Source organism: Mycetohabitans endofungorum (assembly GCF_037477895.1).
GTDB lineage: Bacteria > Pseudomonadota > Gammaproteobacteria > Burkholderiales > Burkholderiaceae > Mycetohabitans.
Genome location: NZ_CP132744.1, coordinates 2,176,124 through 2,197,743 on the forward strand (window position 1 = coordinate 2,176,124; position 21,620 = coordinate 2,197,743).

The window sequence follows — 21,620 nt, forward strand, 5'->3', positions numbered from 1 at the left end:
CGTCACGCGCATGGAAACGCCCATTGTGGACGGGCTGTCAATCCCGGCTCGCCACCGTGGTCCAAGCCAGCAGCCGGGACACGAACATGATGTGACCAGATGATCCTTGAACGCTCCTTGCAGCGCGAACTCGCCTATACGGCCGGCGCGGTTTTCCTCGTGCTGCTCACCCTCGTGCTGACGACGATGATGATCCGCATCGTTGGCTTTGCCGCCTCGGGCGAGATCGATCCTCGCGACGTCGTCGTGCTGATCGGCTTGACGATGATCAGCTATGTGGCGGTGATGCTGATTGCAACGCTGTTCGTGTCGATCCTGTTCGTGCTTACGCGCTGGTACCGTGACTCCGAGATGGTGGTCTGGCTTTCGTCCGGCGTGAGCCTGACCCGGCTGATCAAACCGATCGCGACGTTTGCGGCGCCGATCGTCGTACTGATCGCCTTTTTTGCATTCGTTGGCTGGCCGTGGGCGAACGAGCAAAGCAAGCTGATCCGTGAGCGCTTCCAGCAGCGCGACGAGGTGTCGCTGCTCGCGCCCGGCCAGTTTCGCGAGTCCGCCTCGAACCATCGGGTGTTCTTCATCGAGAAGATGAGCCCCGATCAAAAACGCGTCGAAAACGTATTCGTGACGAGCACGGAAAACGGCAAGGTCAACGTCGTCGTATCCAAGACCGGCCATACGGAGATCCACCCGAATGGCGACCGCTTCGTCGTGTTGGAGAACGGACGTCGCTACGATGGCGAACCGGGCAAGCCCGATTTTCGCATCATGGAATTCGCGCGCTACGGGGTCAAGATCCAGAGCCAACAACTGGTGAACCGGCCAACGACCACCAGCCTGCCGACGGCCACGCTGTTGCGCGAGCCGAACACGACCAATCTGGCCGAGTTCGCGTGGCGGGCCGGCCTGCCGTTGACTGCGCTCAACCTGATGCTGCTGGCGATTCCGCTCGCGTACCAGAACCCGCGGCGCGGCCGCACGATTAATCTGGTGCTCGCAGTGCTCATCTACTTGACGTATTCGAACCTAATGAACCTGGTTCAAGCCTGGGTCGAGCAAGGCAAAATCGCGTTCATGCCCGGGCTGCTGGGACTGCACGTGATTGTCTCGACGATCGTCGCCTTCGTGTTCTGGTTGCGCGTGCGCAACCGTCCACTGCTGCGGCGCCCGGCGCTGCGCGCGGCGTCCGGAGGCTGACCGATGCGCCTCTACGAAAGGTACTTCGCCAAGCAGGTCTACCTGACCTTTGCGTTCATCCTGTTCGCGTTCTCGGGGTTGTTTTTCTTCTTTGACCTGATCAGCGAACTGAACTCCGTCGGGCACGGCAACTATAAGTTCAGCTATGCGGTGCTGCGCGTGATGCTGCAGACGCCGTCGCGGTTCTACGAGATCATTCCGGTCGCTGCGCTAATCAGCGCGATCTATGTGTTCGCGCAGATGGCGGCCAGCTCCGAGTTCACGATTTTTCGCGTCTCGGGGCTATCCACGCACCGCGCGCTCGGCTCCCTGCTGAAAATCGGCGTGCCGATCGTCGTGCTAACCTTCGTGATCGGCGAAGTCGTCGGCCCCTACACCGACCAGTTGTCCGAGCGCGTGCGCCTGGAGGCGCTCGGCTCCTCGGTATCGAGCAATTTCCAATCGGGCGTGTGGGTCAAGGATACGGTGCCGGGCAATGGCACCACCGCGCAGGTCACGCGCTTCGTGAACGTAGGAGAGCTAAAGCCGGACGCGACCATTTCGAACGTGCGGATCTACGAATTCGATTCACAGTTCCGTCTTGCGGACGTGCGCACAGCCGACAGCGGCCGCTACGTACGACCGGGCCAGTGGCTACTCAAGGGCGTGACGGAAACGCAGTTGCACGATGTGGCGCCGGCCGCCGCGACAGCCAAGGACGTGCTCAACCCCGTGTACAAGTCCGCACAAGTTTCGATGCCAGAGTACCAGATGCGCTCCGAGCTAACACCGCAGATCCTGTCGGTGTTGCTGGTTGCGCCGGACCGGATGTCGATGACGAACCTGTTTTCGTACGTGCAGCATTTGCGCGAGAACCACCAGGATCCGCAACGCTATATGATTGCGCTGTGGCGCAAGCTGCTCTATCCGTTCGCAGTATTCGTGATGCTGGTGCTGTCGCTGCCGTTTGCCTACCTGCATACGCGCGCGGGCGTCGTCGGCGTCAAGGTGTTCGGCGGCATCATGCTCGGCATGAGCTTCCAGCTGTTCAACACGCTGTTCTCGCACATCGGCACGCTCAACACCTGGCCCGCGCCGTTGACAGCCGCAACACCTGGCCTGATCTATCTTGCGTTGGGATTGCTTGCGCTGCGCTGGGTCGACCGCCACTGATGCCCACGCCGGTGTCATCTCGATAGCCCCATTGTGCCAGCGCGGTGCGTGATCGACCAGGAGTATCGCCATGTCAGCATCAAGCAGCGGATTGATTCTGTTAGGCCACGGTGCGCGTGATTCGCGCTGGGCCGAGCCGTTCGAGCGGGTCGCGTCGCTCGTGCGGGCGCGCCGCCGTGCGCAGCAAGACGAGGGCCCGGTGTCGCTCGCGTTCCTGGAATGGATGACACCGCCGCTGCAGGCCGCGATTGCAGCGCAGGTCGCCGACGGATGCAACCGGATCGTTGTCGTGCCGATGTTTATGGGCCAGGGCGGCCACGTGCAACGCGACTTGCCGGCGTTGCTCAGTCAAGCTCGCGCCACTCATCCGCACGTGCACATCGATTGCGCGTCATCCGTCGGCGAGGACGAAGCGGTGTTGCACGCGCTCGCGGGATACTGCGAGCGCGCCCTGCGCGAATCCCGTTGATCTCGTGCAGCACCCCGCGCGCATGGCTACGCGGCGGTGCGCGCAAGACTCATGCAGCGAACTGCAGCGCCGGCAGTGTGACCGGCCGTGCCTGCGATGCGGTATCAATGGCCTCGCCTGTACCAAAAGTCTCGCGCGGCGCAAACGCGTCGCCGATCATCAGCAGACTCGGCTGGGATGGGTCGAGCCAAAGCTGTGCGCGACCGTGCGCCATCTCGTCGAGCGTCAATGTCAGCGTACGCTCACGTTCGGTGCTCGCCGCCTCGACGATCGCCACCGGCGTGCGCGGCGAACGGCCGGCATCAATCAGTTGTCGCGCGATCGTCACTGCACTGTCGCGCCCCATGTAGTAGACCAGCGAATCCGCATTGACGCGCTCGCGGACCTCGTCGGACCCGGACGCCCGGCTGTGCGTCGCGAATGCGACGCTGCGCGCGACACCGCGCAGCGTCAATGGGCGGCGCAGCGTCGCCGCGCTGGCCAGTGCAGCGGTGATACCGGGCACAATCTCGTAGTCGATGCCAGCCGCCTCCAGCGCACGGATTTCTTCATCGGCGCGGCCAAACAACATCGGGTCACCCCCCTTGAGCCGCACGACCAGCGCGTGTTCGCGCGCTGCATCGATGATCTGTTTGTTGATGAAATGCTGTGCGCTTGAGCGCTGGCCGCACCGCTTGCCGACCGCAATCTTAGAGGCCTGCGGCGCGTGCTCGAGCATGCCGGGCTCGACCAGCGCATCATGCAGCACCACATCGGCAATGCCCAGAATGCGTGCGCCGCGCACCGTAATGAGATCCAACGCACCGGGTCCCGCACCGATCAAGTACACCTTGCCCATCATCGTTCCTGTCCGTTCGCGCGATCAATGGCTCACAATGTGATATATCACGCCGAATGGGCACGGATCATGCCAGCGGCGACCGTATGGTGGGTCACGTCGTCGATTAGCACGAACGCCCCGGTACCTGGATGGGTATCATATGTGTCCACAACCACCGGCTTTTGCAGCGTCAATGACACCGTGCCGATATCGTTCATTGCCAATGCTTCCCGCCCGGTGGCATGCGACAAGGTATGCACATCGAGCACCCGCTCGATCGCGCTAACGCGCGCAAACACAGTCGCGCTCGTCTGCTTGAGCAGGTACTTGCGCTGCGGCGTCAATGGCGCGTCGTCGAACCAGCACAGGTCCGCCTGCAGCTTGCGGGCCGGCGTCGGAACATCGTCCGCGGCAACCAGCGTATCGCCGCGCGATACGTCGATATCCTCGGCCAGACGCACCGTCACGCATTGGCCGGCAAACGCGCGATCGACCGAAGCGGTGCCACCTGGCACCGGCGCGATGATCTCCGCCACGCTCGCCCGGCGCGGGTTCGGCAGCACGGTCACGGTCTGCCCGACCTCGATCTCGCCGGATTCGACGCGCCCCATGTAACCGCGGAAATCATCCGCCTGCGCGCCGTCCTGCCGCGCAACCCACTGCACCGGCAGACGCAACGCCGCGTTCACCTGCGGGTCTACCGGCAGCGACTCCAGCATATCCAGTAGCGGCTCGCCGGCATACCACGGCATGCGCTCGCTCGCGGCGACAATGTTGTCGCCCTTGAGCGCCGAGACCGGCACAAAGCGCACGTTGGCCAGACCCAGCTGCGCGGCCAGCTCGGCGTACGCATCGCGAATCTGGTTGAAACGTTCCTCGCTGAACTCGATCAGATCCATCTTGTTGATCGCGACGATCACATGCGACAAGCCCAGCAACTTGACGATCGCGCTATGGCGCTTGGTCTGCGGCAGCAGCTGCGTGCATGCCGCATCGTCCACGCTGACCCGCGTTGCGTCCACCAGGATGATCGCCGCGTGCGCGGTCGACGCGCCAGTCACCATGTTGCGCGTGTATTGTTCATGCCCCGGCGTGTCCGCAATGATGAACTTGCGCTTGGCCGTGGCGAAGTACCGGTATGCCACATCGATCGTGATACCCTGCTCGCGCTCGGCCTCCAGCCCATCGGTCAACAGCGACAGGTCGATGTCCTCGCCGACGGCGCGCTTGTTCTTCGCGCGCGACAGCGCCGACAACTGGTCGGACAACACGGCCTTGCTGTCATACAGCAAGCGCCCGATCAACGTGCTCTTGCCGTCATCGACACTGCCGGCGGTAATGAAACGCAGTACGCCGAGGTCTTCAGTCTGGTTCAGGCTCATGGTGTTTTACGTCAATTCGTATCGGGACAGGGAACCGGTGCGGGCGCTCAGAAATACCCTTGCTTCTTGCGCTGCTCCATCGCCGCCTCGCAGGTTTGGTCATCCATTCGGGTCGCGCCGCGTTCGGTGATCTGCGTCACCGCGGTCTCGGCAATGATCTTCTCGACCGTGTCCGCGTCGCTGGCGACTGGGCAGGTGCAACTGATGTCGCCGACGGTGCGAAATCGCACCAGCAAGGACTCGCTGGTCTCTGCGTCGCGCTTGGGCGTGAGCGGCGTGACCGGCACCAGCAGGCCGTTGCGGCGCACGATCTCGCGCTCGTGCGCATAGTAAATCGACGGCAACTCGAGGTTTTCGCGCGCGATGTACTGCCAGACGTCAAGTTCGGTCCAGTTCGAGATCGGGAACACTCGCAGGTGCTCGCCCGGATGCAGGCGCGTGTTGAACAAACTCCACAGCTCCGGCCGTTGCGCTTTCGGGTCCCATTGGCCGAACTCGTCCCGAAACGAGAAAATCCGCTCCTTTGCCCGAGCCTTCTCCTCGTCACGGCGCGCGCCGCCGATCATCGCGTCGTAGCGGTATGCGTCGATCGTCTCCAGCAACGTCACCGCCTGCGCGGCGTTGCGCGAATCGGTTTCGCGCCGCAGCCGTACCGTGCCGCGCCGGATCGAGTTCTCGACGTGACCCACCACCAGTTGCACGCCGATCTGCGCAGCGCGGCGGTCCCGGAATGCAATGACCTCCGGGTAGTTGTGTCCCGTGTCGATGTGCACCAGCGGAAAAGGCAACTGCGTGCGGCGCCCCGGGCCGAGGCCGAAGGCCTTGAGTGCAAGATGCAGCACGACGACTGAATCCTTGCCGCCTGAGAACAACAGTGCCGGCCTTGCGCATTCGGCCACCAACTCTCGCAGGATATGGATCGATTCCGCCTCGAGCCAATCCAGGTGGTCCATGCGCGTGGCCATGTTGCGGCGGGGAGTGATGTCCGTCGGTTCGAGCAACGTGCTCATAGTCGTCCTCAATGCTTCGATTCGGTTCAAGATTGGGCTGGCGCGCCCGGATGCAGCCCGCACTCCTTCGAGTCGCGACTTTCCCACCACCAGCGTCCGGCGCGGCTACCCTCGCCAACGCGGATCGCACGCGTGCACGGCTCGCAGCCGATGCTTGGGTAACCGCGCGCATGCAATGGATTGACCGGCACGTCATACGCCTTCAGGTATGCCCAGACATCGGCCTCGGTCCAGTCGGCAAGCGGGTTGTACTTCGCGATGCCGCGCACCCCATCCTGCTCTCGTTCAGGGAGCCGAGCACGGGTGACCGATTGCTCGCGCCGCTGTCCGCTCATCCACGCTTGCGCGCCAGCCAGCGCGCGATTTAATGGTTCGACCTTGCGAATCTCGCAACACCGCTTGCGCAGCTCAATGCTGTCGTAAAACGCATTTAGCCCATGCTCGCTGACATACGCGTCGACTGCATCCTGCTGCGGATGCCATTGTTCGATGACGTAACCATAGCGCTGCCGGACCTGCTCAATCATGCCGACCGTCTCGGCATGCAGCCGTCCGGTATTCAGCGAGAAGATAATAATCGACCGTTTGCACGACAGAATCGCGTGGGTCAGTAGCATGTCCTCGGCGGCCAGGCTGCTGGCAAACTTCACACACGTGTGGCTCGCCACAACGGTGGCGAGCAGTGCATCGAGCTTCTCGATGCGCTGCTTGCGCTGCGGCGTGAGCGGCTCGGCGTGTACGAGCGGATCGCGCGGCGCCGCACGCCCGAACGTGACGACAGTTTCGCTCATGACTGGCCCGCCGCGCCCGCGTGGCTGGCCACCGCGGCTTGCGCACGGCGCCGGAACAACGGACGCGGCTCGTCGAACGCACCCTGATAGCGCACGCTGAACTCGTCGAACGCCTTCAACGCGTCATGGATGTCCTTGTCCGCGCGCACCGCAAACGCATCGAAGCCGCAGCGTGATAGGTACAGCAGTTGATCGCGCAACACATCACCGATCGCCCGCAGCTGCCCCTTCCAGTCATAGCGCTCGCGCAACAGCCGCCCAATGCTGTAGCCCCGCCCGTCGCGGAACACCGGAAAGTCCACGGCAACCAGCGCAATGTGCTCCAGGTCGTCGGCCAATTCGGCCGGCTCGCTGTCCGGCGCGAGCCACACGCCGCGCTGCGACTTGTCGCGCGCGGCGAGCAACGCACCGCGCTCGGCTTGCCAGTACGACAGCGGCACGATGACGCGGCCCGCCGGCAATGACCGGACGGGCGGCAGCGAACCGTCCTGCGCGGCACGCACGACGCTCCAGTCGTCGTCCACGACCTGGCGTTGTCGGATGATTTTTTCAATGGCTTGAGTCATCTTCCACCTCACGCGTGCGCCGGTTGGCGCGCCGCGTACACCCGTTCCTTGAACGGCGCAATGCCGATCCGCTTATATGTATCGATGAAACGTTCGTCATCGACGCGATGCTCGACGAACGTATCGATCACCTTAGTGATGACCTCCGGCACCTCATCGGCCGCAAACGACGGCCCGATCACCCGGCCCAATGCCGACGCGTTGCCTTGCTCGCCGCCAAGCGAGACCTGGTACCACTCGGCGCCATCCTTGTCCACGCCCAGAATGCCGATATTGCCGACGTGGTGGTGGCCGCACGAGTTCATGCAGCCGGAGATATTTAACGACAGCTCGCCGAGGTCGTACACGTAATCCAGGTCGTCAAAGCGCTGCTGGATTGCCTGTGCAATCGGGATCGACTTCGCGTTGGCCAACGAGCAAAAATCGCCGCCCGGGCAGGCGATGATGTCGGTGAGCAACCCGATGTTCGGCGCGCCGCAGCCGATCTCGCGGGCCTTTTCCCACAGCGTATACAAATCGCGCTTCTTCACGTTCGCCAGGATCAGGTTCTGTTCATGCGACACGCGGAGCTGACCGAAACTGTACGCATCGGCCCAATCGGCAAGCGCTTCCATCTGCGTATCGGTCACATCGCCCGGCGGCTGATATTTCCACATGGCGCCGGGTTTCAATGACAACGTCACCGCGGCATAGCCTGGTACGCGATGAGGGTGCGCATTGCGCTCGACCCAGCGCGCGAATGCTCGGTTCTCCAGCAAGTGCTTTTCGAACAACGCGTCGGTATCGGACAGCTTTTCATACGGGGGCGGCACGAAATGCTGCGCGACGCGCTGCACCTCGTCGCAGGTCAGTGTCGAGGGGCCGTCCTTCAAGTGTTGCCACTCCTGCTCCACCTGCTGCGAGAACTTGTCTTTGCCCAGCGCCTTGACCAGGATCTTGATCCGCACCTTGAACAAATTGTCGCGACGGCCGAACCGGTTATACACCCGCAGCACGGCCTCACAGTACGTCAGCAGGTGCTGCCACGGCAAATCCTCCTTGATGATCGTGCCCAGAATGGGCGTGCGGCCCATGCCGCCACCCACCAGCACGCTGCACACCACCTCGCCATCGGCGTCGCGCTTTAGATAAATGCCCAGGTCATGCAACTGCACAGCGGCACGATCCTGCGTCGCGCCGGCAACAGCGATCTTGAACTTGCGCGGCAGCCACGCAAATTCGGGATGGAATGTGGACCATTGGCGTAGCAACTCAGCCCATGGACGTGGATCGACAATCTCGTCCGGCGCGACACCGGCGAATTGGTCAGCGGTAATGTTACGGATGCAATTGCCCGAGGTCTGGATCGCGTGCATCTGCACCGACGCGAGCTTGCGCAGGATCTCTGGCGTTTCCTCCAGTTTGATCCAGTTGAACTGCATGTTCGAGCGCGTCGAGAAATGGCCGTAGCCGCGATCGTGCTCGCGTGCAATGCGCGCCAACATTCGCAACTGGTCGCTGCGCAGGTTGCCGTACGGAACCGCAATACGATGCATATAGGCGTGCCGCTGCATGTACAACCCGTTTTGCAGTCGCAGCGGGCGGAACTCCTCCTCGGTCAGTTCTCCGGACAAACGCCGGCGGACCTGATCGGCATATTGCCGAACGCGCTCGTCGACGATCGTCTGGTCGTACGGGTCGTATTGATACATGTAGGGCCCCAGTCTTTCGTGTGCGTTGCGCGCCGACAGTGCACTGCGCCGGCCCACTCTTCCCGGATAACATGCGCGCCGCCGCCCCGTTCAGATAATCCGCCATTTGCAAAGCACAAAAACAGATATCGATATTGGAAAAGCTGGGGAAATCGTAATAGACTCGCTTTATACGTCAAACGACTAAAAAATTCTGTCTATATGCGGAGGGGTTATATATGAACCTGCATCAGTTCCGGTTCGTGCGCGAGGCCGTCCGTCAGAATTTCAACTTAACCGAGGCGGCCAAAGCCCTGTACACCTCGCAGCCTGGCGTATCGAAGGCGATCATCGAGTTGGAGGACGAACTTGGCGTCGAGATCTTCACCCGGCACGGCAAGCGCGTGCGCTCGTTGACCGAACCTGGCAGGATCATCTTGTCCTCGGTGGAAAAAATCCTGCAAGAAGTCGAAAGCCTAAGAAGGGTCGGAAAAGACTACGCAGCGCAGGACGAAGGCAATTTGGTGATCGCCGCGACCCACACGCAAGCGCGGTATTCATTGCCACAGGCGGTGGCCGAGTTCAAAAAACGGTTTCCAAAGGTGCATCTGTCCATTCTGCAAGGCAACCCGACCCAGGTTGCCGACATGGTCCTGCACGACCAGGCCGACCTGGCCATCGCGACCGAGGCCGTCTCGACGTATAAGGACCTAGTCTCGCTGCCGGCATTCCAGTGGCATCACTTGGCGGTCACGCCGCCCGAACATGCGTTGCTTGACAGAAAGCAACAGATCACGCTGGACGATCTCGCGCAATTTCCGTTGATCACCTATGACAACGCGTTCGCGGGGCGCTCGAAGATCGACCAGGCGTTCGCTTTGCACGGACTCACACCGGACATCATCCTCGAGGCGATCGACGCGGATGTCATTAAGACCTATGTCGAACTAGGCCTGGGCGTGGGGATCATGGCCGACGTCGCATTCAACGCAGAGCGCGACCGGCAGCTACGCGCGATTCCCGTTGGTCGCCTGTTCGGCACCAACACCACACGGGTTGCATTAAAACAAGGCACCTACCTGCGCGGCTATGTCTATACATTTATCGAATTGCTCTCGCCGGCGCTGAACCGCAAGTGGGTCGAACAGGCGATGCGGGGCAACGCCAATGCGTATGAAGGGTGAGGTGAGCGAACATCTGCGTTGACATGCTTGCCGAGCGTGCCGAATTGCGACATAATCACGGTTTGCGTCGCGCGGTGACCTCGGTCCTACGCGGATTAGCATCACTCATAGATAGTGAATGTGAAGTAGTGTTGCAAACTGCTTCACCGTTTTGCCCGGGTGGTGAAATTGGTAGACGCAGGGGACTCAGACCAAATTTGAGCCCTTCAGGGGAAACCCTGGAGGTGAAGCCCGTCAAACTCGGTGAAGGCCCTGGACGCAAGTCCGAGCTAATGCCGAGCCAAGCCTTGGCGCCGAGAGGTGTCTTGGAAGGTGTAGAGAGCAGACGGCGGGCACCTAAGGCCAGAAGGCTAAGGTGAAGGCGTGCTCCAGACCACGAACGTCCTCTCTCGAGAGGGCGGCGGCGAAAGCCGAAGTGGGAAGAAAATCCCCCGCCGCAAGGCGTGCCGGTTCGATTCCGGCCCCGGGCACCAACAGATATTTCGGCTAAGCCGCAGTATTCGGACAAACCCCGTGAGATCAAGGTTTCACGGGGTTTTTCTTTCGTCGGTATTCCAGCTCGACACATGGACTGCCCGCGGCAACCATTTCCGCGTCACGCTCAACGGCCGATCGACCTCCTCAGGTAGTTTCCCGATGGCAGTGGGCATAAAGCGGCGAGCACCCTGACCATCAGCTCCGCCGGCTCCAGTGCGCGCGCATCGAGCACAGCATGGCAATGGCTTGGCCTCATACGCGATTATTTGCTGCGCCGCGACGGGTTCGAGGACCGCCTGATGCCGCTGCGTCGGTTTTGCCGCGGCGGCGTGAAGCACCAGGCAGGCTGACGCGGACAATGGGATCGGCGCTGCTAAGCTGTCGCACCTTGCGGCGTTTTCGGCCAGACCTTAACCGTCACGATTCGCGGACCGACTCGTTCGTTGACGGTGATTAGGCATGAGCCGAAGTCCACGCTCTGCCCCTGCTGCGGTAATTCGCCCAGTTTGTCCAAGATCATGCCGCCGACCGACTCGGCCGACTGCTCACCAAAATCCACGCCCAGCAGGTGCTCGAGCGAAACGATCGACAGGCTGCCGCGACCGATCACGCTGCCATCCGGCTGCCGTTGCCATTCAACGTCAGTTGCGCGCGTATCGTCCCGGATTTGGCCCACCAGCGCTGCAAGCAGGTCCGGCAACGTGACGAAGCCGACCGGCTTCAGCCCGGGACGCCCGATCACCGCAAAGTGAGGCGCACCCGAGCGAAAGCGCCGCAGCAGTTCGAGCGCGGGCATCTCAGGCAACACCTCGAGCACGGGGCGCGCGAGTTCGCGCAGGTCGCGCGATGTATGCCCTTCGAGACGACGAAACAGCAAGTCTTTCACATCGACCATGCCAAGCACCTTGTCGCCGCTTTCGTCGAAGAGCGGATACCGGCTGTAGCGGCTCTTTGCCGCCAACGCCAGATTCGCGTCGAATGACAGACTCACGTTGAAGCTCACCGCGTCGCGCAGCGGACGCATCAGGTCGGATGCGGTCAGTTCGCCGAACTCCAGCGAGTGCGACAACGTACTAAGCTCGTCGCTCGAGAACTGCCGATGGGACCGACTCGCACGCACGATCAGCTTCAGCTCGTCACGACCATACGGGGCTTCAGCCTGCCCGGCGTCCGACAGGCCAAACCACGCGAGCATCCGGTTCGAGCTAACATTGAGCAGGGCAATGGCCGGATACATGATCCAGTAGAACAGGTATAGCGGCACGGCGGTCAGCAGGCCGGCGCGCTCCGGCATCCGAATGGCGAGCGATTTCGGCGCAAGCTCACCCGCTACGATATGCAGGAACGAAATGATCAGGAACGCCAGCGCCAGCGCGATTGCGTCGGCAAGCGGCGGCACGATTTGCAGCATGCCGAACAGCGGGGCTAACAAATGGGCAAACGCCGGCTCTCCCAACCAGCCCAGGCCGAGCGATGCAAGCGTGATGCCGAGTTGGCAGGCTGACAGGTAAGCGTCCAGATGGGCATGCACGCGCGACAATACGCGGCCCCGCCAGCCATATTGCCGGGAAATGGCCGCAACCCGCGTGCCGCGCAGCTTGACCAGCGAGAATTCCGCGGCAACGAAGAAACCATTGAGAAAGACCAGCAGCAGGGCAGCAACAAACGCGAGAAATGTCTGCATCAGAAAAATCGAACCGGCTCACCGACGCGCGGGAACAAAGGGCCATTGTATGTCAGCAAGGTGACGATGTCGGATCGGCCTGACGCACAAGTGTTGCGCACTCGCTCACACGGGGCCCGCCATCGGCAAGCCGAGACGCGCCGGTGCGCGGGCACGCGATAACGGGCGCAGTCTACATCGACCGCAGCGGACGATGGCATTGTTAGAATCCCGACGCATGAACCTCGAAAGCATTCTTTTTTCCCAAGGCTTCGGATCGCGGCGCGAGTGCAGAGCGCTCGTCATCCGAGGCGCAATCACGATTGGCGAGCAACGCTGCGATGATCCGAATGCCGTCTTCGAGACGGCGGGGCTGGTGTTCCACGTGGACGGCGTACGCTGGGAGTATCGGCACAAGGCCTATCTGGTCTTACACAAACCCCCCGGGTATGAGTGCTCGCACGCGCCGCAGCACTATCCGAGCGTTTATAGCCTACTTCCCCCTGCGCTGATCACGCGCGGCGTGCAATGCGTAGGCCGCCTCGATGCGGATACGACGGGCCTGTTGTTACTCTCCGACGATGGGGCCTTCATCCATCGGCTGGGCTCGCCCAAGCGCAAGATACCGAAGACGTACGTCGCCACCACGCGCCATCCAGTGCAGGACGCTCAGCTTAATGCGCTGCGTCAGGGAGTGCAGCTGCACGGCGAGCCGGCGGTAAGCGAGGCGCGCTCGGCACGGCGGCGCGATGAACGCACGATCGAATTGGTGCTCACCGAGGGAAAGTACCACCAGGTCAAGCGGATGATTGCCGCCGCGGGCAACCGTGTCGAGCAACTCCATCGCGAGGCCATCGGGGGGTTCGTCCTGCCCGCGTCGCTCGCGCAGGGGCAGTGGCAGTGGCTCGAAACCGAAGAACTGGGCATGTTGACGGGATAAAGCGAACGGCATAACCGATCTTCGGCACACTGGCAAGCTGCGGACCTTCCTGTACGCGTCAGCTTGGGCGTGCCGCTGCTGCACTGCAACATGCTTTCCGCAGTCATGTGTCTATACTGATAAATAAGGACGCCATCGGGCGTATGCTGTGGAGGACGGCACCATGATCACCGGCGACACCTTCGAGATCACCTATATGATGATTGCGTTCGCATTGCTCGGCGCAATACTGATCGGGGCCCTGCTGACCGCGCTTCATCTCAAGCGTAAGTACCATCCCAACTTGATCGGCGCGATCCTTGGCGCACTGCTGTGTTTCGCGATCATCGAGGCCATGCCGATGCTCGCGTTGTGAACAGCGCTCAACGGTGCACACTCGATAATTGGCGCGCATGCTCGCGCAAAAAGTCTTCGACACTCGGGTAGCGCAACTTGACCGAGAGTTCATCGCGCAAACGTCGGTTGGCCAGGCGGCGGGATTCGCGCATAAACGATAACAATGCCGCGTCGAGCGTGGCCTCGGCCTGTTGCCGGGTGATGCGCGGCACCGGGCGCAATCCGCATGCGTGAGCGATACGGTCGAAATACTCGCCCATTTTCCAATGCGTAGCGTCGACCGCATGAACGACGCGCTGTGGACGGCCGCGGAACAACGCCCGAACCGTGATAGCGGCGAGGTCGTCCGCATGGACGTGACCGGTATAAACGTCGTCCACATCGCACAAAGCCGGCGTACCGCGTCGCAGCCGCTCCACGGGCAACCGCTCGATGGCATAGATCCCGGGCACCCTGAGAACCGACACCCTGACAGATCCTCGTGAGCCAGCGCGACGCAATTGGCGCTCGGCCGATACACGGCGCACCGCGCGCGCGTTGACCGGCCGCACGGGCCGCGTCTCATCGATGAGCGCACCATCGCAATCGCCGTAGACCCCTGTGGTGCTCAGATAGATAATGCGTACCGGCGGCGGCTGGCGCAGCGGGCCCGGCGGCCAATGTCGGTGCCGCACGGCGCGCGGTGGCCGCTCGGGTACAATGGCGCTCTCGGTCATGACGCGCCCGACAATCGCGTGCGTGCTACCAGCGGCGCGACGCGTGACGATGCTGCGCGCACCCATGGCGACGCGCGGTGCACGGGCAGCGTGCCGCAGATCCCGCTGCGCGCCCAACGCAGCCAAGAGCGCAGCGGTGCGGCGATCTGTCGCGCCATGGGTTTGCGGCGGCGCCAAATGCAGCATTTCTCGCGCCACGCGTGCGGCGCGCGCCAGCGAGCGCCGGTCGTCAAGATCGCCGAGCAGCGGCACGAGCCCGGCCGAGCGCAGCGATGCGAAACGTGCCGGCTGAGTCGTCAGGGCGAACACGCGAAAGCGTTCGCGCAGCCATGCCGCGCAGCGCAATCCGACATCGCCGCAGCCGACCACCAGGATGCGGGGGCGGCCAAAAGCACGGCGGCGCGGCAGCCCGGCCCGCCACCCAGGCGCACCACCGCCGCTGCGCCCAGGCGACGCGGCGGTGGAAACCGTGGCCACTGCATGCGGCGCCGTGGCACACCATTGGAAAGATCGGCTGGAAAAGGTCATTGGGTGCATTGTAGCGGGCCGGCCGATCCAACGTTTTTGTTATTACTCGATTGAACTATGGCATTCAACGTAACGATCCGACAGAGCGGCAAGCAATTCCAAGTCGAAGCCGACGAACCGGTTCTAACCGCGGCGCTGCGTCAGGGCATCGGCTTGCCGTACGGCTGCAAGAACGGCGCATGCGGCTCATGCAAGGGCCAACTCGTGAACGGCAGTATCGAGCAACGTTCGCATTCGTCATCGGCGCTGTCGAACGACGAAAAAACCCGCGGCATGGCGCTATTTTGCTGCGCCACCGCGCAATCGGACCTAGAAATCGATATCCGTGAGATCGCCGGCGTGGGCGACATGCAGGTCAAGAAGCTGCCGTGCCGCGTCAATGCACTGGAGCGCGTGGCGCACGACGTGATCGTGCTTAAGCTGCAACTGCCGGCCAATGAACGGCTGCAATATCTGGCGGGCCAGTACATCGAGTTCATCCTGAAGGACGGCACGCGCCGCAGCTATTCCATGGCGAGCGCACCACACCATGAAGGCCCGCTCGAGCTGCATATCAGGCACATGCCGGGCGGCGTGTTCACCGACCACGTGTTCGGTGCGATGAAGGAACGCGATATCCTTCGCTTCGAGGGCCCGCTCGGCACGTTCTTCCTGCGCGAGGACGCCGACAAACCGATCGTGCTGCTCGCATCGGGAACAGGCTTTGCGCCCATCAAGGCGATAATCGAGCATGCGGTCTTCAAGGGCATCACACGGCCCATGACGCTGTACTGGGGCGGTCGCCGGCGCAACGATCTGTACCTGGCAAGCCTGGCCGAGCAATGGGCGCGCGAAGTGCCCGGCTTCAAGTTCGTGCCGGTGCTCTCCGAACCCGATCCGGCCGACGGCTGGCAGGGCCGCACGGGTTTCGTTCATCGTGCCGTCGTCGAGGATCTGCCAGACTTGTCCGGGTATCAGGTATATGCTTGCGGCGCCCCAGTGATGGTCGAGGCCGCGCAGCGCGATTTCACCGCGCATCACGGCTTGCCAGCCGATGAGTTCTATGCGGACTCGTTCACCAGCGCAGCGGATCTGGCGAACGCGGTCTGACCGGATAGCATGGCGGCGCACTCGCGCCGAGCCGCATGCTGAGCAAGCGCGACGCAATTTCCGGTTTACAACCGGCGCCTGCGTCGCGTATTCTTCGCGGATGATTCGCGCTCAAGCCCATCTCCGACGTCGCTGCTCGCTGTTTCCATAGGGAAGCCGCTGGCTCGTCCCGGACTGTCGCGCTGAATTGCCGCGCACCGGATTACCAAGCCACGGACTTCCGTGGCTTTTGTTTTTTTCCGGATCCTTTGCCCCGTTGATCGTTGCGTGCGATCGCATTCCCGTTGAGCGGAGAGACTTGCCATGAATTTTCAGGATTATCCAATTCAGTCGCTGATGTACATCACCGATCGTCCCGACATCGTTTTCACGCACGGCAACGGATCGTGGCTACACGACAACAACGGCAAGCGCTATTTGGACTTCATCCAGGGCTGGGCGGTCAATGCGCTCGGGCACTGCAACGACGCGATGATCGACGCGCTGAACCGGCAGGCGCGACGGTTGATCAACCCGAGCCCAGCGTTCTACAACGAGCCGATGGCGCGGCTGGCGAAGCTGCTGACCGACAACAGTTGCTTCGACAAAGTGTTCTTCGCCAACAGCGGCGCCGAAGCCAATGAAGGGGCGATCAAGCTCGCACGCAAATGGGGCCGCAAGTTCAAGGGCGGCGCATACGAGATCATCACGTTCAACCATGGCTTTCACGGCCGCACGCTGGCAACGATGTCGGCAAGCGGCAAGCCCGGCTGGGACACGCTGTACGCGCCGCAGGTACCCGGCTTTCCGAAGGCCGAGTTCAACGATATCGGCTCTGTCGAGAAGCTGATCACCGACAAGACTGTTGCGGTGATGCTCGAGCCAATACAGGGCGAAGCCGGCGTGGTTCCCGCGTCGCGCGAGTTCATGCAGCAATTGCGGGCCCTCACGCGCGAACGCGGCGTGCTGCTGATCGTCGACGAGGTGCAAAGCGGCTGCGGCCGCGCTGGCACGCTGTTCGCTTATCAGCTCGGCGGCATTGAGCCGGACATCATGACGCTGGGTAAGGGTATCGGCGGCGGCGTGCCGCTGGCCGCGTTGCTCGCCCGAGATGAGATTGCGTGCTTCGAAGCCGGCGACCAGGGCGGCACCTATAACGGCAACCCGTTGATGACCGCGGTCGGCGAAGCGGTGATATCGCAGCTGGTCGCGCCGGGCTTTCTCGAGCGCGTGCGCGAGAACGCCCGCTACCTGAGCGATCGGTTGCTTGCGCTGTCTGACGCGCGCGGGCTGGCCGGCGAGCGCGGCGAAGGCATGCTGCGCGCGTTGCTGCTCGGCCGGGACGTCGGGCCACAAATCGTCCAGAAAGCACGCGAACTGGCGCCGGAAGGACTGCTGCTCAATGCCGCCCGCCCTAACCTGCTGCGCTTCATGCCGGCATTGAACGTGACGCGCGCCGAGATCGACCAAATGTTCACGATGCTCGACAACGTGCTGGACCAGGTGCTGTGAGTCCGAGGGGCGACGCCGGCATGCGGGCCGGCACCGGCCCGAAGCGCCGTGCGGGCATGGACGCCCGGCCAGCGCGCGGCTGGCTCACTCGCCAAGGTAGGCGGCGCGCACCTTCGGATCGTCCAACATCTGTTTGGCGTCGCCGGACATCGTGATCGCGCCGGAATCCATCACGTAGCCGCGGCTGGCTGCTTGCAGCGCAAGGCGGGCGTTCTGCTCGACCAGCAACACCGTCATGCCCTCCGAGGAAATCGCCCGCACCACCTCAAAGATCTTCTCCACCATGATCGGCGACAGGCCCATCGACGGCTCGTCGAGCAACAGCAGCTTGGGCCGCGACAACAGCGCACGCGCCATCGCCAGCATCTGCTGCTCGCCACCCGAAAGTGTGCCCGCCCACTGCGTGGCACGCTCCTTCAGGCGCGGGAAGAAACCGAACATGCGCTCCACATCGGCCTTGATACCATCCGAGTCGGTACGCAGATACGCGCCCATCTGCATGTTTTCCAGGATCGACATACGCGCGAAGATGCCTCGGCCCTCCGGCACCATCGCCAAACCCCGCTTGAGCAATTCGTGCGTGGGCACGCCCTTGATCGACTGCCCCCGGTAGAGGATATCGCCACCAGCCCATTCCTTAATCCCGGTGATCGCCTTCATCGTCGTGGTCTTGCCCGCGCCGTTGGCACCGATCAGCGCGACCAGCTCACCCTGCTCGACCTTCAGGTCCACTCCCTTGACCGCCTGGATACCCCCATAGGCCACCTGCAGTCCCTTGATCTCCAGCATTGCCCCATTCATTGCGTTCACGTCGCTCGTCGCCATCTCAATGCACTCCTGCACCTAGATAGGCTTCGATCACTTTCGAGTCCTTGCGCACGTCCTGCGGCAGGCCATGCGCGATGACCTTGCCGTAATCCAGCACTGTCATGCGGTTGCACAAGTGCATCACCAGCTTCACGTCGTGCTCGATCAACAGGATGGTCTTGCCATCGTCGCGGATCTTCTCCAGCAGTCCCGTGAGTTCGACTTTCTCGGTCGCGTTCATCCCCGCGGCCGGCTCGTCCAGGGCGAGCAGCTTCGGGTCGGTCGCCAGCGCCCGTGCGATCTCCAGCCGCCGCTGGTGACCGTATGACAAATTGCGGGCCGTGTAGTCGGCATACTGCAGCACGCCCACATAGTCCAACAATTCCAGAGCGCGCTCCTTGATCTCGCGCTCTTCCTGCCGCTCGGCCGGCGTTTGCAATATTGCGCCGATCAAGCCGTGGCGCGTACGCACGTAACGCCCGACCATCACGTTCTCCAGCGCCGTCATCCCGCCGAATAGCCGGATGTTCTGGAACGTGCGCGCGATGCCGGCCTTGGCCACCTGGTAGACCGCGGTTGGCATGTACGGACTGCCGTCCAGCACAAACTCGCCCGAATCTGGCGTGTACAACCCGGTAATCACATTGAAAAACGTGGTCTTGCCCGCTCCGTTCGGGCCGATCAGCCCATAGATCTCGCCCGAGCGCACCTCCAGCCCGACATCGGACAGTGCCTGTAGGCCGCCAAAGCGCTTGTTGACGCCCTTCACGGATAGCCGAAGCGTTTGTTCACTCATTGCTGTTGACTCCGTGTCTACAGGTGCGTTACGCACGCAAGGCCTTTTTGCCGTTGCGCCGCGCGGTCTTGATGAGCTTGTCCTCATGCTTAGCCGCCGGCCACAATCCTTCCGGCCGATACAGCATGATCACCACCATCGCCAGACCGTACAGCAACTGCCGGATCACTTCCGTGTCAAGGATTTGATGACCAAAGATTGCGTTCTGCAACGGTCCCATTGTCGAGCGCAGGAATTCCGGGAATACCGCAAGCAGCACCGCCCCGAGGATCACGCCGGGAATATGCCCCATGCCGCCGAGCACCACGCACGCGAGCACCACCACCGATTCCCAGAAGGTGAACGACTCCGGCGACACGAATCCCTGGAATGCACCGAACATCGCGCCGGACAGCCCACCGAATGAGGCGCCCATGGCGAACGCCAGCAACTTCACGTTGCGTGTGTTAATGCCCATCGCCTTCGCGGCGATCTCGTCTTCCCGGATCGCAGCCCAGGCGCGGCCGATACGCGAGTGCTGCAGTCGCGTGCAGACAAAGATCACAAACAGCGAACAGAGCACGAACAAGTAGTAATACAGGTAGACCGACGGGAATTCGACGCCGAGCAGTTCGTGGGTCTGCGCGAGATTGAAGCCGCCGATCTGCACCGGATCGATCCCCGTGATGCCCTTCGGACCGTTGGTCACGTTTACCGGGCGATCCATGTTGTTCATGAAGATCCGCACGATTTCACCAAAGCCCAGCGTGACGATCGCCAAGTAGTCGCCCCGCAGACGCAACGTCGGTGCGCCGAGCAACACGCCGCACACGGCGGCCAAGGCCATCGCCACCGGCACGATCAGCAGAATCGATACGTGCAGCCCGCCGGGCGCCAGATGCGCGATCCAGTCGAATTGGCTGGTGAGATGGGGTGAGGACAGCAGTGCGGCCGTATAGGCACCCACGGCATAGAATGCGATGTAGCCTAAGTCCAGCAGTCCGCAGAATCCCACCACCACGTTCAGCCCCAACGCCAGCATCACGTACAGCATCGCGAAGTCCAGCACACGCACCCAATAAGGCCCGCCCGCGGCGCCAATGAGCAGTGGCGCGCAGACAACCAGCGCTGTCACCAGCAGCATGACCCCATGGTTCTTAGCCGTCTTCGTGACCAGAATCCGTGTCGGGGACGGCTCGATAGGTTGAATGGAACTCATATTAAGTGCTCCTCAAGACGTGTCAGGCACGATCGGCAACGCGCTCGCCCAACAAGCCGGACGGACGCAAGACCAGCACGAGGATCAGCACCACGAACGCAAACACGTCTTGGTAGTTACTGCCGATCACTCCGCCGGTGAAATCACCGATGTAGCCAGCGCCCAGTTGCTCAATCAGCCCCAGCAGCACGCCCCCCACCATGGCGCCGCCCAGATTACCAATGCCCCCCAGCACCGCTGCCGTGAATGCCTTTAAGCCCGGGATGAAGCCCATGTAGAAGTGCACGTTGCCGTACTCGGAGGCGATCATCGCGCCAGCCAGGGCAGCCAGCGCCGAGCCAATCATGAACGTCGCCGAGATCACGAAGTTCAGGTTCACGCCCATCAAGCTGGCCACATTCGGGTTCTCCGCGACCGCGCGCATTGCTCGCCCGAGCTTGGTCTTGTGCACCAGCAGCAGCAGAGCGACCATCACGACAAATGCCGTGACGATGATCACCACTTCTGTGGGCGAGATCACGGCGCCGGGCGACGTATCGGTGGCCTTGATGACATTGATCGGATCGGTGGAAATTAACTGCGGAAACGACAACGGATTGCGTCCCCAAATGACCATCGCTAACGTCTGCAACAGAATGGAAGCGCCGATGGCGGTGATCAGGGGAGCCAGCCGCGGCGCACGACGCAGCGGCCGGTACGCCACCTTTTCGATCGTGAAACCGAGGCACGCACAGACGGCTGCGGCGATCACCAGTGCAAGGACCAGCGTGAGCACGTTGCCTAGTCCGGGGAAGTGCGCTTGCAGCACGCTGACCGCCGAAAGCGCGACCATCGCGCCCACCATCAATACGTCGCCATGCGCGAAGTTGATGATGCCCAGAATCCCGTACACCATCGTATAGCCCAGCGCGATCATCGCGTAGACGCTGCCCAGCACCAGACCATTCAAGATCTGTTGGATAAAAATATCCATCGAATGCTCCTTGGACCGTACGCCACGGACCGCAACCTGGCCGTAGGTGACGGCGTGACGATGCGAAGCGCGCGGTGCTCCTGGTACCCCAATGAACCGGTAAAGGTCTGCCGCCGACGACATTGGCGTATTCGTCATGAAAATACGTCAATTGGCGTGGCGGATACGAAAACGGCACCGAGGATTAGCCCGGTGCCACAGCGTTATACGCCGTTGTCAACAAGTTCGATATGGCGCATTACCTCGCTGTAGTCAGTGAGTCGCACACGACCTGGCGCCGAGGTCTGCCTGTGGTCAACGGCCCAAAAACCGTTGCGCACGCATAACCCGCGACGGGCGGGCTCGATGCCGATGGCTCGATGAGC

The 21,620-nt window shown here is 62.3% G+C and carries 20 protein-coding genes; 8 read left to right on the forward strand and 12 right to left on the reverse strand.

Going from position 1 to position 21,620, the window contains the following annotated elements; translation table 11 throughout:
- The first annotated feature begins 99 nt into the window (after positions 1 to 99).
- The 3 genes from lptF to RA167_RS09520 all read left to right on the forward strand — a co-directional run bounded on the left by lptF (position 100) and on the right by RA167_RS09520 (position 2,818).
- On the forward strand, positions 100 to 1,197 hold the full coding sequence (lptF, locus tag RA167_RS09510; RefSeq protein ID WP_076785354.1) for an LPS export ABC transporter permease LptF: 1,098 nt from the start codon (positions 100 to 102) through the stop codon (positions 1,195 to 1,197).
- Between the two features lie 3 nt (positions 1,198 to 1,200).
- The gene (gene lptG / locus RA167_RS09515; RefSeq protein ID WP_076785355.1) at positions 1,201 to 2,349 is read left to right on the forward strand and encodes an LPS export ABC transporter permease LptG; all 1,149 of its coding nucleotides are present in this window, start codon (positions 1,201 to 1,203) and stop codon (positions 2,347 to 2,349) included.
- 70 nt (positions 2,350 to 2,419) lie between these two features.
- Positions 2,420 to 2,818: a sirohydrochlorin chelatase gene (locus tag RA167_RS09520; protein ID WP_076785356.1), complete on the forward strand. Its 399-nt coding sequence runs from the start codon at positions 2,420 to 2,422 to the stop codon at positions 2,816 to 2,818.
- Between the two features lie 49 nt (positions 2,819 to 2,867).
- On the opposite strand, the gene cobA is transcribed toward RA167_RS09520, so the two are convergent.
- Genes cobA through RA167_RS09550 form a run of 6 tightly spaced genes read right to left on the reverse strand, consistent with a single transcriptional unit; the run spans position 2,868 to position 9,078 of the window.
- Positions 2,868 to 3,656: a uroporphyrinogen-III C-methyltransferase gene (cobA, locus tag RA167_RS09525; protein WP_083705978.1), complete on the reverse strand. Its 789-nt coding sequence runs from the start codon at positions 3,654 to 3,656 to the stop codon at positions 2,868 to 2,870.
- A 47-nt stretch (positions 3,657 to 3,703) separates the two neighbouring features.
- Entirely contained in the window at positions 3,704 to 5,020 is a 1,317-nt protein-coding gene (locus RA167_RS09530) for a sulfate adenylyltransferase subunit 1 (protein WP_076785358.1), read from the reverse strand.
- Between the two features lie 47 nt (positions 5,021 to 5,067).
- Complete coding sequence (cysD, locus tag RA167_RS09535) at positions 5,068 to 6,030, reverse strand: sulfate adenylyltransferase subunit CysD (RefSeq protein WP_076785359.1); 963 nt, start codon at positions 6,028 to 6,030, stop codon at positions 5,068 to 5,070.
- A 26-nt stretch (positions 6,031 to 6,056) separates the two neighbouring features.
- Positions 6,057 to 6,821 (reverse strand): phosphoadenylyl-sulfate reductase, encoded by a 765-nt coding sequence (locus tag RA167_RS09540; RefSeq protein ID WP_139336992.1) that lies wholly within the window; start codon positions 6,819 to 6,821, stop codon positions 6,057 to 6,059.
- Positions 6,818 to 7,387, reverse strand: coding sequence for a DUF934 domain-containing protein (locus RA167_RS09545; RefSeq protein WP_076785360.1), 570 nt, complete (start codon positions 7,385 to 7,387; stop codon positions 6,818 to 6,820). Before RA167_RS09545 ends, RA167_RS09540 begins: the two co-directional genes overlap by 4 nt.
- Before the next feature lie 8 nt (positions 7,388 to 7,395).
- Positions 7,396 to 9,078, reverse strand: a complete 1,683-nt coding sequence (locus RA167_RS09550; protein WP_076785361.1) for a nitrite/sulfite reductase — start codon at positions 9,076 to 9,078, stop codon at positions 7,396 to 7,398.
- 218 nt (positions 9,079 to 9,296) lie between these two features.
- Here RA167_RS09550 and RA167_RS09555 point away from each other — a divergent pair, with 218 nt between their 5' ends.
- Positions 9,297 to 10,241 carry a CysB family HTH-type transcriptional regulator gene (locus tag RA167_RS09555; protein ID WP_076785362.1) on the forward strand — a complete coding sequence of 315 codons (945 nt, stop codon included), beginning with the start codon at positions 9,297 to 9,299 and terminating at the stop codon, positions 10,239 to 10,241.
- Positions 10,242 to 11,091: 850 nt separating this feature from the next.
- Here RA167_RS09555 and RA167_RS09560 read toward each other — a convergent pair.
- Entirely contained in the window at positions 11,092 to 12,402 is a 1,311-nt protein-coding gene (locus RA167_RS09560; protein ID WP_076785363.1) for a hemolysin family protein, read from the reverse strand.
- Positions 12,403 to 12,619: 217 nt separating this feature from the next.
- Between RA167_RS09560 and RA167_RS09565 the strand changes: the two genes are divergently transcribed.
- A complete protein-coding gene (locus RA167_RS09565) occupies positions 12,620 to 13,321 on the forward strand; it encodes a 16S rRNA pseudouridine(516) synthase (protein WP_076785364.1) in 702 nt (233 codons plus the stop codon).
- 163 nt (positions 13,322 to 13,484) lie between these two features.
- Positions 13,485 to 13,676 (forward strand): hypothetical protein, encoded by a 192-nt coding sequence (locus RA167_RS09570; protein WP_076787369.1) that lies wholly within the window; start codon positions 13,485 to 13,487, stop codon positions 13,674 to 13,676.
- A gap of 7 nt (positions 13,677 to 13,683) precedes the next feature.
- Here RA167_RS09570 and RA167_RS09575 read toward each other — a convergent pair whose 3' ends face one another.
- Complete coding sequence (locus RA167_RS09575) at positions 13,684 to 14,781, reverse strand: NAD-dependent epimerase/dehydratase family protein (protein ID WP_076787371.1); 1,098 nt, start codon at positions 14,779 to 14,781, stop codon at positions 13,684 to 13,686.
- A 177-nt stretch (positions 14,782 to 14,958) separates the two neighbouring features.
- Here RA167_RS09575 and RA167_RS09580 point away from each other — a divergent pair, with 177 nt between their 5' ends.
- Both RA167_RS09580 and RA167_RS09585 read left to right on the forward strand, forming a co-directional pair.
- On the forward strand, positions 14,959 to 15,990 hold the full coding sequence (locus RA167_RS09580; protein ID WP_076785365.1) for a CDP-6-deoxy-delta-3,4-glucoseen reductase: 1,032 nt from the start codon (positions 14,959 to 14,961) through the stop codon (positions 15,988 to 15,990).
- A gap of 303 nt (positions 15,991 to 16,293) precedes the next feature.
- Positions 16,294 to 17,481: an acetylornithine transaminase gene (locus RA167_RS09585; RefSeq protein ID WP_076785366.1), complete on the forward strand. Its 1,188-nt coding sequence runs from the start codon at positions 16,294 to 16,296 to the stop codon at positions 17,479 to 17,481.
- An 84-nt stretch (positions 17,482 to 17,565) separates the two neighbouring features.
- On the opposite strand, the gene RA167_RS09590 is transcribed toward RA167_RS09585, so the two are convergent.
- From RA167_RS09590 to RA167_RS09605, 4 genes are read right to left on the reverse strand one after another with little or no spacing between them, the layout of a single operon-like run.
- Complete coding sequence (locus RA167_RS09590) at positions 17,566 to 18,282, reverse strand: ABC transporter ATP-binding protein (protein WP_076787373.1); 717 nt, start codon at positions 18,280 to 18,282, stop codon at positions 17,566 to 17,568.
- 25 nt (positions 18,283 to 18,307) lie between these two features.
- Positions 18,308 to 19,084 (reverse strand): ABC transporter ATP-binding protein, encoded by a 777-nt coding sequence (locus RA167_RS09595; protein ID WP_076785367.1) that lies wholly within the window; start codon positions 19,082 to 19,084, stop codon positions 18,308 to 18,310.
- A gap of 28 nt (positions 19,085 to 19,112) precedes the next feature.
- Positions 19,113 to 20,282 carry an ABC transporter permease subunit gene (locus RA167_RS09600; protein WP_076785368.1) on the reverse strand — a complete coding sequence of 390 codons (1,170 nt, stop codon included), beginning with the start codon at positions 20,280 to 20,282 and terminating at the stop codon, positions 19,113 to 19,115.
- Between the two features lie 22 nt (positions 20,283 to 20,304).
- Positions 20,305 to 21,255: a branched-chain amino acid ABC transporter permease gene (locus RA167_RS09605; RefSeq protein WP_076787375.1), complete on the reverse strand. Its 951-nt coding sequence runs from the start codon at positions 21,253 to 21,255 to the stop codon at positions 20,305 to 20,307.
- Positions 21,256 to 21,620 lie beyond the last annotated feature (365 nt).